Source organism: Flavobacterium cheongpyeongense, from assembly GCF_003202435.1.
Taxonomy (GTDB): domain Bacteria; phylum Bacteroidota; class Bacteroidia; order Flavobacteriales; family Flavobacteriaceae; genus Flavobacterium; species Flavobacterium cheongpyeongense.
In genome coordinates, this window is the sequence record NZ_QJHK01000010.1 from 23,819 (window position 1) to 37,569 (window position 13,751).

At 36.8% G+C, this 13,751-nt stretch carries 11 protein-coding genes; 4 read left to right on the top strand and 7 right to left on the bottom strand.

Translation table 11 applies throughout. The features are described 5' to 3' along the window. Positions 1 to 603 precede the first annotated feature (603 nt). The 7 genes from DMB65_RS12295 to DMB65_RS12325 all read right to left on the bottom strand — a co-directional run bounded on the left by DMB65_RS12295 (position 604) and on the right by DMB65_RS12325 (position 9,694). Positions 604 to 1,443: an HvfC/BufC N-terminal domain-containing protein gene (locus DMB65_RS12295; RefSeq protein ID WP_110306944.1), complete on the bottom strand. Its 840-nt coding sequence runs from the start codon at positions 1,441 to 1,443 to the stop codon at positions 604 to 606. 9 nt (positions 1,444 to 1,452) lie between these two features. Then, on the bottom strand, positions 1,453 to 2,367 hold the full coding sequence (gene bufB, locus DMB65_RS12300; RefSeq protein ID WP_110306945.1) for an MNIO family bufferin maturase: 915 nt from the start codon (positions 2,365 to 2,367) through the stop codon (positions 1,453 to 1,455). Next, complete coding sequence (locus DMB65_RS12305; protein WP_110306946.1) at positions 2,357 to 2,944, bottom strand: hypothetical protein; 588 nt, start codon at positions 2,942 to 2,944, stop codon at positions 2,357 to 2,359. The genes bufB and DMB65_RS12305 overlap by 11 nt, the downstream gene beginning before the upstream one ends. Positions 2,945 to 2,960: 16 nt before the next feature. Further along, a complete protein-coding gene (locus tag DMB65_RS12310; protein ID WP_110306947.1) occupies positions 2,961 to 4,475 on the bottom strand; it encodes a ferritin-like domain-containing protein in 1,515 nt (504 codons plus the stop codon). Positions 4,476 to 4,495: 20 nt separating this feature from the next. Continuing rightward, positions 4,496 to 6,490: a flavin monoamine oxidase family protein gene (locus DMB65_RS12315; protein ID WP_110306948.1), complete on the bottom strand. Its 1,995-nt coding sequence runs from the start codon at positions 6,488 to 6,490 to the stop codon at positions 4,496 to 4,498. A 43-nt stretch (positions 6,491 to 6,533) separates the two neighbouring features. After that, positions 6,534 to 8,252: an alpha-keto acid decarboxylase family protein gene (locus tag DMB65_RS12320; RefSeq protein ID WP_110306949.1), complete on the bottom strand. Its 1,719-nt coding sequence runs from the start codon at positions 8,250 to 8,252 to the stop codon at positions 6,534 to 6,536. Between the two features lie 89 nt (positions 8,253 to 8,341). Continuing rightward, positions 8,342 to 9,694, bottom strand: a complete 1,353-nt coding sequence (locus tag DMB65_RS12325; RefSeq protein ID WP_110306950.1) for a heme-binding protein — start codon at positions 9,692 to 9,694, stop codon at positions 8,342 to 8,344. A 347-nt stretch (positions 9,695 to 10,041) separates the two neighbouring features. Between DMB65_RS12325 and DMB65_RS12330 the strand changes: the two genes are divergently transcribed. From DMB65_RS12330 to DMB65_RS12345, 4 genes are all read left to right on the top strand, one after another. After that, the gene (locus tag DMB65_RS12330) at positions 10,042 to 10,350 is read left to right on the top strand and encodes a hypothetical protein (protein WP_110306951.1); all 309 of its coding nucleotides are present in this window, start codon (positions 10,042 to 10,044) and stop codon (positions 10,348 to 10,350) included. A 335-nt stretch (positions 10,351 to 10,685) separates the two neighbouring features. Further along, positions 10,686 to 11,303: a TetR/AcrR family transcriptional regulator gene (locus DMB65_RS12335; protein WP_110306952.1), complete on the top strand. Its 618-nt coding sequence runs from the start codon at positions 10,686 to 10,688 to the stop codon at positions 11,301 to 11,303. A gap of 56 nt (positions 11,304 to 11,359) precedes the next feature. Beyond that, positions 11,360 to 12,694, top strand: a complete 1,335-nt coding sequence (locus DMB65_RS12340; RefSeq protein WP_110306953.1) for a TolC family protein — start codon at positions 11,360 to 11,362, stop codon at positions 12,692 to 12,694. A gap of 13 nt (positions 12,695 to 12,707) precedes the next feature. Then, positions 12,708 to 13,748 carry an efflux RND transporter periplasmic adaptor subunit gene (locus DMB65_RS12345; protein ID WP_110306954.1) on the top strand — a complete coding sequence of 347 codons (1,041 nt, stop codon included), beginning with the start codon at positions 12,708 to 12,710 and terminating at the stop codon, positions 13,746 to 13,748. The last annotated feature ends 3 nt before the right edge of the window (positions 13,749 to 13,751 follow it).

Sequence of the window (13,751 nt, forward strand, 5' to 3'; positions counted from 1 at the left end):
TGCTTTTTTAATTATTTGATTTCAAATGTAACAGAGCTAGAGCGTATAAAAATCACTATTTATAATGATTTTAATGGAAATTAATTAGGAACTTTTAAAGTAAATTCTTGTTCAATCTAAAGTGCTAGTAGACCGAATTCATCAAAGAAATGATTGAAAACGTTTGGAGATACATGGGGGCACTTCGATTGATACACTTTTTAGGATGTCACCTAGGTATTGAATGTTCAGCTCTCTTGTGAATTCAGCCTAGAAATGATCCTTTAAAGAAAATACTTGTGATTTGGCATAGGCCATATTCGGGAAATATTCGGGATAATAATATAAGCAAATTTTGAGCTCCTTAAAATCAGCTCGAACCCCAGCGATCACAGAAAAATAAACACCCGATCCGTATGTTGTTCTATAGGTAAATTTGATCTTTGTGGTTTCAAAGGTTGAATTTGAAGCCAGTTTAGAATTTCCTATTCTAGTTTATTTTTCATAAATCTAGTATTTATAATTTTCGATTTACAAAGCTAAATAATAGAGAAAAGCAGCATTCTTCAAAAATACTGCTTTTTTATTTTCTGTCCATTTTAGGATTTAGGTCATAAAATCTCGTTACACTCTAAAAAAATGAGCATCCAGCCAGCGTTCTTTCCAACTGCTCCATACCTGTTCGAACTGGACTGTATTCTCTTTATAATGGCTATTAAACCATTCTTTTGTTTCAATCATGTTCTTATTCTCTTTTAAAAAACACAGAAAATCATACTGCTCTTTGTGCAGATCGTAAATGGACAGTTTAAATTTGTGCCTTAACACCACACAATAACTTTCTTTTCCAAAAGGCAGAGCGGGATTTTTACCGTTTTTGAATTCATGATAATACTTTCGGACCGGAAACTGAAACTTAAATAAAGCAAATACAGGTACCAACTTTAGTTGCTCTTCGGATGTATCGATTGCTGCCAGCTGGTAATTTTCTTCTGCCTTCTCTTCAAAAAGAACACCAATCGCATATTCAAAACGGGCCAGTTCAATCATAAAATCAATCCAGTCTTCTTTGATATCTTCATTGGCATCGGGCCTGTTGTTTTCCAGATAGTCTGCAAAATGAGCTCCCAAAAAAGATAAATTGTAATTATTTGAGGGGTTTGAAGCCAAATAGTCATCAGCGAAAGCACAAAAAATTGCTTCACCTAAAGCATATTCCAATGCACTAAACTGCTGTGACATACAATTTCGCAATCGGGCAATATAACTCCTTTGGTAAATGGCCAGATGTTCCTGAGCCGTAAGTTTTTCTGAATGGCAAATTACATCTTCAATAGAAGCTGCATTTTCTGCATTCGAAAGCAAATCATCAGGGTTCACTCCTGTTTGCTGATAAGGATCGAGCAAAAGCTGCTGCATCCATTGCTGAAAGTCTTTTAATGGTATTTTTACCGTTTTCTGCATCTTTGGAGTCTATAAAAATTTGTCTACAGCAAATAAATTCAATGGGTTTGAAACCTGCTCTTTATCAATAGAGAAAACTTCTTTTTCAACCCCAACAAATGCTGCATCCATATATTGTTTTGATTTCAGTAATTCAGAATGATACACATCAAAAGCCGGAATGTTTCCATCCCATTCTAGTAAAATTGAGGCCTGATCTGCCAATTGATAAGCCTGTTGAAACAATTTCCAAACCTGACTGTTTACTTCCCTATCGTGTGTATCAATAATGTAATTGCCACAATTTTGATGGCCTGCCAAATGCATTTGAACTACTTTATTATGCGGAATTCCGTTAATGTATTCTACAGGATCAAAATCATTATTAAAAGAAGACACATATACATTGTTTACATCCAGAAGCAATCCACAGCCGGTTTCTTCAGTCATGATTCGCAAAAACTCCCATTCCGGAAGTGTCGAATTATTGAAGGCTGCGTAGGTACTTGGGTTTTCTACAATCAGCGGTCGTTCTAAATAATCCTGAACTTGTCTAATTCGGTTACAAACATGTTTTAATGAATCTTCGTTTAACGGAAGCGGCAATAAATCGTGCGAATTGGTGGTTAAAACTCCTGTCCAGCATAAGTGATCGCTAATCCAGGCTGGCTGAACCTCAGCTGCCAGTTGTTTTAAACTCTTTAGATAATCAAAATTTAAGGGATCAGTGCTTCCTATAGAAAGCGATACCCCGTGCATGACCACGGGATATTTTTCTGCTATTTGTTGTAAAATATATCTTGGACGTCCGTGCGAATCCATAAAATTCTCAGAAATTACCTCAAACCAATCTACGGCAGGGTTCTTTTCCAGGATATGTTCAAAATGCTGGCTTCTGAGTCCTAATCCCAATCCTAAATTGGGTAATCCAAGTCTAGTGTCCATTATTTTTGGGTTGACAATTTGAAAGACTCTCCGGTAGTTTTTTAGCGCTTTCTTCCTCCATCTTCAAAACTCTTTCCGCTGCCGCAATTTTTCTTTCAGCAGGGTTGCTGATGTAGGAACAAGATCTTGAACCGCTTTGTCCGCAAGAAGAATAATCTACGCCTGAGGTGCCGCGAATGGAATTTACGTACTCATCGCTTGGCCCGTATTGCTGCGGAGCTTCACCAAAGGATTCTCCGTTTTTTATTCTTTTTTCTTCAAAGCGTATTCTTGCCAATTGCCAAACACTAAGTCCTTTGTTAGGGCCTTGTGCCATAAAACGGGAAGACAAAATAGGCACACCGCAGCTGCCCTGATAGCGACAATCATTTTCGCCGGGATGGCAAAGTTCTTCAGTCGTTCCAAAAATCCCACAGCCTCCCTGCCCTTTACAGGCATTTAAGGTGTGGCAGGGATGACCAACTGCTGTTGAGCAATCGCCTTGGCCTGCACAATCATTATTTCCTGAATATCCCGCATTTTTGCATGAATTAAGCCCCATGCATACATGAAGTTCTTTAGTTACTAATTCTGACATGTTGTATCTTTTTATATTAATGATTATGTCTATAAGGTGTACCTGGTACTTTAGGAATATCGGCTTCAATGCTGTAATCCAATCCTACATCTGGTAAAGACGGGAAATAGTTTTCGCTTTTTATAGCCCAGCCCCAATTAACAGGGTCTGCCTTCGCCAATTGATCCACCAAACTCATGATTTGTGCTTTTGGTCTTAAGAAACTTTGCTCAAACGAAAAAGGTTCAAATGTTAAAGCACCTTTATAAGCCTGATTGCCTTTCGTATAGGTGTATTGATTGATTTGGTTACCAACTCCACTCAAAAGCCAGATCATTGATTTATGAATACCAAAAATGAATAAATCGTATTGTGTACTTTCGTCTTTATGATAACAAGCTTCAATCATTAAAAGAATATAAGCAAAAACTGCATTCCCTAATTGTGAACATAGCGCCAGCGCCTGATTGCCAGAAGCTATATAATCGGCTGTTTTAGGATTAGCATCAGTATCATATACAAAATAGCTGAAGAAATCATCTAAGCCCTGAATGTTACGAAACTTTTGCTGATAATGCCCGCCAAGTGTGTAGGCTTCAAGAAATTTGGCAAAATGAGCAGGTTCTTTACCAGAATCATCATAATCACCTTCCCAAAAAACTACTTTGCCCTCAACAATATCCATTGGTACCGGCATTTTATTTTCGCCCCAAATTAAGGTATGCTGTTTGTATTTACTTTTCCCTTCTCCCTGATCAATAATACGTTCTATCGCATCAATTGCCGATTGAGCGTCATGTACTCCAACAAGTCCGCCGCTATCATCTGCATTAGCAAATTGAGGATTGTGCTCTCTGTCATAATGAACCGTATTCATTGAATTTTGAGAATAATACGGTCTCGGACGATTTGGATTCTCCGGAGGAAGCAATTGAGGTCTATAATTATAAGGCCCCGGGAAATCCTCCTTTATACATTTGATAATCATTTCATACAAACGCCCGATTGTCTGATATTCAACCGTATTCAGCAATTGTTCATTTGCATAAGGATCTTTAAACGGTTCGGGGCTTTCAATTTGTAAAAATGTAGTTAATTGCTTCAATGACAATTTTGCTGCATTAATTTGAAATTCAGGAATATGTCCATCTAATTGTGTTGGAAATGTTAATACTTTTCCAATTCCTAACAAATCAGGTGCTGTCTGACAAACCGCCTGTTTTACATTACAGGCAAGTGCCAGATGCAGCATTTCTTCGATGACAACACTCATAATTAAGGCAGCCGATTTATTCGAATAAACTAATATATCGAGTTTCAGTTCTTGCGCCAGTTCGTCGATTTTGGCAGCGGTACGTTCACCGGATTGTGAAAGCTGTGCATGAAGTTTAGCATACAGTTTATCCTGATCCTGTGCTCTGTTTATCGAATAATAGGTCGATAAATACGTTGGGATTGTAGCAAGCTCCAGCGCAATTGCCTGCTGCATTACCTCTTTGATATTCTCTTTTGTTACCGAAGTAGAAAAGTTAAATAGTTTTTTGGTTTTCATTTGTTTTTGGTTAAAATAGATTATTCCGGACTGATAAATGGATAGTATTTTTCGTCAATAATAGGTTCGATTCCAAAGAAATCATTCAAAACAGATTCGGCAGTACAAAATGCCCCTTCTACCCAAGCCTGATCGTTGGAATAGGTTTCTCCTACAATAAAAATTTCGGAGTCTGTATTTGGAACGAGCTGAGATGGTTTTCTAATTTTTCTTTGCACATCACCTAAATTATAATGCGATTTATAGGCATGGTATCCTGCATTAAAAGGAGGAAGTGACCAGTCCATATATCTCGTTTCTAAAGGCTCAGGCACATACGAATAATCAGCCTGCGGCCCAAAATGCAATGATGCCAGCTGTGAACGAAGCATTTTTACCATTACAGGAGTAGCTTCTCTTGGTCCTTCGAGAGGCTGACAGTCTCTGGATTCAGGAATTTCGCGCGTAGCATCTGGTCCAAGTTCCAGAGCTTTCCAGAATGTTGCATATTGAATATCATCGTAACTGGCCAAAATACCGTATATTTTTTTTCCTTTTCCGTCTCTGGCATTATCCCCAAAATAAACCACTTGTCGAATAGGCATATCGGTAATACTTGGGCCAATAGTATCTAATTCAGCAATCGTTGCGATTTGTTTTTCTTCTTTAAAAGTTAAACGTTCCTGAATTGCGTTTTCTACAGCAGCTATAAAACTGGCTTTATCATTAAAGGTATTTGCTATAATAACCGGATTTTTAGCCTTTTCTATTTCTTTAAGATATTTAGATGGAAAATTCTCTTTTTTTAATTTCTCTATTCCTTCCTGAGTTAAAAAATAACTTGTAATCTTAGCAGGATAAGTTGGACTTCCGGCCTCGGTTACTCTCCACCAGGGTGTATCGAAAAACATTCCTATTTTGTATGACGGTTCCATCAATACAGACTCTAAATACAGCTGTACTTTTTCATGATTTAGTACATCTACACCTTCTGCATCGCTATATCTCGATGCCTGTGCTACTAATTCAATAGCTGCCCTTGGCATAGCAAGAAATGCTGCATCACATTTTTTTCTTTCTGCAAGTGCATCCGGATCTTTGCGTGTTGCAGTTGTAAAATTTACTCCAGATTTGGTGTGCAAAATAGAACGCAGCCTAACATTTGGGTAATAATTTAGTGTAATTCCTTTTTGTTTTGCCAATTTTTCAACTTCTTCAAATAAGCTGTCAAATAAGCTGGAATATCCTTTTATTAATGTTTTGTATTCTGTTCCCGGAAGAAACTCATCATTCACATTAAATGACTGGGCACTATTGCTGTTGACTACGTTTGAACTATAGCCATTTCCATCAGATAAATAACCAAATCCTTCTTGTCCAAGCATATCATAACCAAGGTTCCAATATCCAATTTCTTTTAATAAGTCTCCTTTTTGAAAGATCGAACTATCGGGCATGTCAATATTGATTCTTCCTTCTTCATAAAATTTGCACCATTCTCTTCGCGTAGTCGGCCCAGATGTTTGCGTGATCGCTACAGATTGTATCGTTGTAAAACCATCATCTGGCGGAGCATCCTGAGCATAATTGTTTGCAAAATACGGAGCTGGCTGGTTAGAATTGATATCTGAGATATACATGTTTTTTGAACGCAAAGACATCAATGGGTCTGCTGATTCATTAAACGGAACTGAATCTTTCTTTAAATCCAGTTCTTCAATGGTTTTAGTCACTAAACGATGTCCGGGTCCCTCAGGAGTTCCATCCCAATATAAATATCTCATACCTCCTAATTCAAGATATGAATTGTCTTTGTCGTCTTTATAATGCCATGTACAAACACGTGCGCCCGGTGCTCTGGTTCCTGGATTTTTTTTAGAAAAATCATATTTCCCCCAATCGTAGAGTTCTAACACATCGCCTTTAACGAGCATTTTTTCGTTTTTAGCGAGTTTAGATTTTCCATCGAGTAATCTCCACGCCGTATAGAGTCCGGCTGCGCCTGCTCCAAAAATAGAGTATGTCTTTTTGGTCATGATAGTATGTTTTTAATTTTTTTAGTAGTTATAGATAGTGGTTTTATTCATTTCCAAGTCTTGCCATTTGCTGTGCCAGATCTTTTTGAGGAATCACAATTTCTACCAGAGTGGGAAGATTTGTTTTTTTCTTAAGTTTAAGCAATACTTCATCTAACTCTGACACGGTTTGAGCACGATAGCTGTTTGCTCCAAATGCTTTGGCAAGTGCCTGATAATCCCATTTTGGAAGAATATCAAATTCGTCAAACTTATGATTCGGGCCTGCTTTAAACGAGTCCATGTCTACGTATACTTGTTCTATAGCATATACCCCATTGCTCATTACAAAGATTACGGAGTTGATGTTGTATTTTACAAGGGTAGAAAGTGATTGTGCCAACATCATAAAGCCACCATCACCTGCTACAGTCCATGCCTGTTTACCGCTTCCCAACTGAGCTCCTGAAGCTGCACCGGTTTCAAAACCAATACACTGCCAGGCAGCCGAAGAAATATAGGCGTTTTGAGATAATCCGTACATATTGGTAGCGACGTACATGGATGAACTTACACCAAAAGTCATTACAATATCGTCCAGCATTTTTTCTTTTTTCAGAAAAGATGTTGCATGCTCAAAAAAACGGTTAAACGTTATTACTTCCGGCGTTAAATCGTACTTAGGATCAGAGTTGGAACGCCATGGTTCCGGGAATTTTGGCTGGGCAGGAGCTATTGCTTTTAATGGATATCCTGAAGCTTTTTTAAATCGTTCTGTTAAGGCTTCGATAAAGTCTTTTAAAGTTACTCCCGAATAGGTAAAATAACCAGCTCTGGTTTCCTGAGTTGTTACCTGAATCATATCCGAAAATTTATTTTCTACCAGCCATAAATAATCATCGGTAATAATAGTTCCTAAGGATAAAATGCAGTCTGAAGCTTCGACTATCTTAATAACTTCGGGTATTGAAGCCTGATCAGAATAAGTACCAATAAATTTATCGCCTTTCTCATCGAGAACCGTTTTTCCAAGTGAAGTTGTAGTGTACAACATTCCGCTGGCTTTAATAAGTTCTTCTAATGGCTTGGTTAGTTTATGTCGCAAAAGCTCTACACCTGCCAAAATCAAAGGATTTTTTGACTGACTAATTTGTGACCATGCCTGAGAAACCGCATTTTCAAGTGCCGCTGGTTCACTCTTTATGATTTCGGGTTCTAGTTTTTTACTGGAAGGTTTAGGACAAGGTTCGCCCCACACCTCTTTATAACATGCTATGTACACTGGTCTTTGGTGTGTAAGTGCTGCAATCAGTAATTTATCGATTTTTTCAGGAGCACCTGCAGAAGTGCTTAGTGTCTCGGCAGCAACAGTTACTCTTTCATACACTTCCTGATCTGCGTTAAGATTACCTGTGGAGTGATGATAAAGTACATTGTACATACTTCCTATTTGTCTTGCATCTGCTCCGGGTGTGGCACTAATTACAACAACTGGGCTGCGCTCTACATAAGCTCCTGCTATGGCATTTAATGCGCTAAAAGTACTTACTCCGTATTGTAAAGATACGGCAGCTAAACCTCTGGTACGTGCGTAAGCATCTGCCGCATAAGAAGCATCTAGTTCATTTGAAGTCCCAATTGTTTCAATTCCGTCAAAGTATTCCAGAGCCTGTGTAAAATGTTTTACATAATCTCCCGGAATTTGAAAAACCTCGGTGACATTTAATTGTTTGAGTCGGGTTAGCAGATAATCTGCGACCGTAAATTCTTTGGCAGGTTTCATTTTTTGGTTATTATAAATTAGGAGTGTTTTTGTTTTCGGTAATAAACAAACCTCTTCAACTTACCTTTTGAAGAGATTTATATAATCTTTTAAATTTTGATACGCACCTGCAAACTGCCAATATTATCGGCTAATCCAGCTCCGTATTCAGCATTTAAATCATCGTTGATGCATAATTTTAATGGTCCGCTTTGACCTGCAGGAGTTGTAACGGGTCCATTTCCAATAAAAAATGGAGCATTATTTCCAACTTGTCCTATAAGTGCACCCATATTTACATTTTGAATAGGATATCCTGATTGCGTAACAATAATTCCCGGACATCCGTTTGCGTCATACAGGTTACCGTTATTCGTTTGAGGATCTGCCGTCCATAGACCCGATTCGTAACTTACTGTTATTGTATTACCTGGCTGTACTGCAATTCCAGTATTCTGCCATGCCTGATTCGCATTAACCGGAACAAAAGTTTCTACCAGCTGCAACGTATTCGCATCAATATGCAAAAACTGAGTTGGCATACCGTTAATCACAAATTGTAAAACAATATTTTGAATGTATTGCAACTGAGTTGTTCCGTTACTTAAATTTTCAACATACCAGGTAGTGTTCATTGAAAGCACTTTTCCAAAGGAATTTTCAAAATTTATATTGCTGACTGCACCGCCTTCATTACTAGTACTTACTGTAATACTTGAGTAGCTGTCAACAGTTATCCCCTGGCTATTCAATGTATTCAATTGCTGTGTCAAATAGGTTGACGGATCGATTATCGTAGGATCTGTAAACGGTAATTTGGTTCTGTCAGCGGTTGGAAAAACCGGATTTCCTGTTCCCGAAGCAACTGGTCCTCCCGTCATCAAAACGGAAACGCCATGAGGTACCGAAATTTGTTTGTTATACTGAGTTGCCGGATTTTGTAAAGGAATCGGATTTGAATCTAGAACAAAACCAGGACCATAAGGACCTTCAACCTGGTTTTGTATTACGTGATAAAGCCAGGTGCCGTTTTCGGCATGAATTAAAGTATTTTGAATGGGCTGTGCTCCGTTTGGATCGGCATTGTTGGCAATGTATACTCTTTGTTCATAAAACAACACACTGCTTGCCTGTGTATATTGTCCTTCTCTATTTGGTGCTCCGCCTGCTATAGCCGAAAATGAGATTTCTTCGAAATAAGGAAAGTTTTTAGTGATATAACCATTTGGAGCATCGGTTTGCGGCAAAGGCATAACATTGTAACCTGTAGCATTTGCTCCTGTAGGGCTATTCCAGGTACCAATAAAATTATTTAAAAGTCCAAGATTATTAGTACCCACAACCGGCGGCTGATTCGTTGTTGCTACAAGTGGAGTTGTAATGTCTGGAATTACCGCCGCTGCATCTGCTTGTTGTGCCAAATAAGGGCATTTTTGTTGTTGTAAACCGTTTGAATTTTCCATTTTGTTATGTATTTTGATCCTTTTCAGGTTAGTTACGTCTGGTTTTGGAAAGTGATTCTGAAGCAAATTGGCGTAAGCATCTTATCTCATTTCTTTAATAAAATTACTAGGACTCCATAGTTCAAATTAAAAAAAAGGCATGAATACGGGATTTTTATCCATGAGAGACCGAAACAAAAGCATAAGACCCTTTCGTTATATATTTATTAACTGCTTCCCGGTATTTAATCTGAAAAGAATAGATGTGCAAAAAAGCGGAGAGACAATTAAACCTAAATTCCGCATTAGAAAATAATTATTAAATTGAGCTTCAAAATCCTAATGCTTGGCATTAGAAAATCAGTACCATGGAATTTGATATATCCTACACCAGTAAAGAGATTACGCCATGGAGCGGAATGGTCTTCTTAAAACAAATGTTGCAGAAAATTGGATTTAGAGAACATATTTCTAAATGCGAAGATTTACCACAGCCTAAATCCAACAGAGGTCATAAAGTCACTACGATAATTGAGGCATTTATCACCAGTGTTTGGTGCGGAGCAAATCGTTTTATGCACACCGAAGCTACTCGTCATACAAGACAGTTTAGCATACATAGATATCAAAACTTGACAAAGTCGCATATAAGCTTTGGTATTGATGGCGAGAAATGAATATTCACCCATAGACAAAAACAGAAAGTGCTGTTAAAATTCCAATCCTTCAGATTACTCAAATGATAATTGATAATATGAAAACCACCAGCAATCGATAACAGAAAACAAGCTACTCCTATCCTATCTTACCAAAAAATGAACGCTTATCTGAAAGAAATTTCGGATGTCTTTGGAATCCATAAAAAACTTGCTTTCCTCTTCGCTAGTGAGAGATAAACCACTCTATTTAAACCCTTTAAAATCAGTATTTTTAAATATAAATGTAAAATAATTTTAAAAAAATGAACGCTGTTCAGAAATAAAACATATCTTTGTCGAATAATATTAAAATTATGAGTGTAGCAGACAGAAAAGCAAGAGAAAAAGAAGCTTTGAAAGCACTTATTCTAAAAGGTGCCAAAAAACTTTTTATAGAAAAAGGGATTGAGCAAACAACCATTAGAAACATTGCAGACGAAATTGACTATAGTGTAGGTACCGTATATGTTTATTTTAAAGATAAAACTGCGATTTTGCACGACCTGCATTCTATTGGTTTTCAAGAACTAGGAAGCTACTTTCAAGAATTATTCAAAATAAAAGATCCTATGGAGCGCCTTCGAAAAATGGGTTTTGCTTACATTAAATTTGCTTTAGAAAATCAAGAAATGTACGATTTGATGTTCAATCTTAAAGCACCGATGGAATTTCTGGAAAAATCAGAAAACGAAGATTGGGATGAAGGCGCTGCAACATTTAACCGAGTTAAAGTAACAATAGAAGAGTGCATAAATAAGGGGCACTTTAAAGGTCATAATGTAGAACCGCTTTCTTTTATGGTTTGGAGTTTGGTACACGGTATGTGCTGTCTCGAAATTCGTCAAAGAACTAAAGGTGTGAAATTCAGTAATCCTGATACTATCTTATTTGATGGCTACAATGAGTATTTAAAAATAATAGAGAAAATGTAATTTTTTTTTGTTCAATAAAATGAACAATGTTCAATTAAAAAACAATGTAATATAAAATGAAAAAAACACTAATTATTATCACCACTTTACTTGGATATCAAGGATATTCACAAAGTAAGCTAGACGGCTATATTGAGGCTGGTCTAAAAAATAACGAAGTCATCAAGCAACATAACTTTGACATAAATAAAAGTATGTATGCTTTGAAAGAAGCACGTGCCTTGTTTTATCCTACTGTTACCCTAAATGGAAATTATACAATAGCTGAAGGTGGAAGAACTATTGATATTCCGATTGGCGATTTACTTAATCCGGTGTACAGTACCTTAAATCAAATCACAAACTCCAACTCATTCCCTACCCTACAAAATCAGTCAGTTCTCATTAACCCTGATAATTTTTATGATGCCAAAATTCACACAACAATGCCCTTGCTGAATTTTGAAATCATCTACAATAAGAGAATTAAAACGCAGCAAACTTCCTTACAAACTATTGAATTGGAAATCTACAAAAGGGAATTAGTAAAGGAAATAAAAATCGCCTACTACAAATACCTACAATCTGTTGAAGGCATTAAAATTTACGAGGATGCACTCAAATTGGTTAAGGAAAATCAAAGGGTCAATCAATCTTTATTCAAAAATGACAAAATAAACCGCACCGCTGTTTTGCGAAGTGATAATGAAGTCATTCGCATCCAAGCCAATTTAGAAACGGCGAAGCAAACCAGTACAAATGCAAAGGCATACTTCAATTTTTTATTGAACGAAAAACTGGATTCACCTATCGAAAGCGATGCAAATGAAAAACTACCTAACGATTTGGTTGTCGAAAATACAGCAAACAGAGAAGAACTTGAGAAACTAAAACAGGTAAAAGTATTAAACGAAACCGTTGGCAAACTCACTCAATCACATTGGCTTCCAACCTTAAGTGGATTTGCAGATTTTGGTTTTCAGGATTTTGATTTTGAAGTAAATAAAGATTCCCGCTATTATTTTGCAGGACTTGCTTTGCAATGGAACATTTTTTCTGGCAATAAAAATAAATACAAACTCAAACAGGTTGAAGAGGAGGCTAAAAAAATAAGTTCACAGACCGATAATGTGAGACAACAATTATTGCTTCAGTTTCAAATTTCACAGAATAATCTAAAATCAGCTTTGGAACAATTTAATGCCAACAAAAACCAAAATGAATCGGCAAAAAAATACAACGATGATATTACCAAATTATATAAACAAGGACAAGCCATTTATATTGAACTTTTAGATGCACAAAATCAATGGGTCACTACCCAACTGAACACTAACATAGCGCTTTACAATTCGTGGATTGCTTATGCCGAATTAGAAAGAGCCAATGCTTCTTTTACTTTAAACAACTAATAATAAAACAATTATGAGAAAATTAATAATTATCCTATTCGTACTCCCTCTTTTTTATGCTTGTAAAGAAGAAACAAAAGAACAAAATCCCTTTGAAAATGCCGATGTTATTTCGATAAAAACGGCTACGGTTCAATCATTGGCTCTTACAAGCGATATAAATGCTTCGGGTTTGGTAACTACAGAAAATCAAGCCAATTATGGTTTTAAAATTGGTGGCGTTGTCCGTAAAATCTATGTAGAAGAAGGTCAGTTTTTCAAAAAAGGACAACTTTTAGCGACATTAGATGAAACCGAAATCGGTTCGGGCTTGAATCAATCGGACTTGAATGTAAAAAAATTCGAACGTGATTATACCCGTGCAGTAAATCTTTACAAAGACAGCGTGTACACTTTAGAGCAACTTCAAAATACAAAAACAGGTTTAGATATTGCCAGAAAACAAAAAGATGCCGTTGCTTTCAATGCGCGTTATGCCAAAATTTATGCTACAGCCAACGGTTTTGTTACTGCAAAAATAGCTAATGAAGGGGAAGTAGTTGGTCCGGGTTCACCCATTTTGGCTATCAACGAAACTACAAAAAACAATAATTATCTATTAAAAGTGGGTTTAACCGACCAAGAATGGGCAGCTGTAATTATTGGCCAAAAAGCAAAAGTAACGCTTGATGGATTTCCCGATGAAGAATTTGACGCTACTATTTACAGAAAATCACAAGCTGCTGATAGGTCGTTAGGTTCGTTTCAAGTAGAACTAAAACTGAATATGAAAAACCGCAAACCAGCAGTAGGAATGTTTGGTAAAGCTCAAATTAAAGCAGAGAAAGCCGAAGATTTTATCATTATTCCTTATAACTCACTCATTGAAGCTGACGGAAACAATGCATTTGTATTTATCGTAGAAAATAAAAAGGTAAAACGCCAAGCAGTTACAATTGCTAAATTTGAAAATAACAAAGTATTTATCAAAGACGGTCTTCAAAAAACGGATGAAATTGTAATTTGCAATAGTGCTTATCTCAACGAACAATCTACTATCAAAATCATAAAATAATAG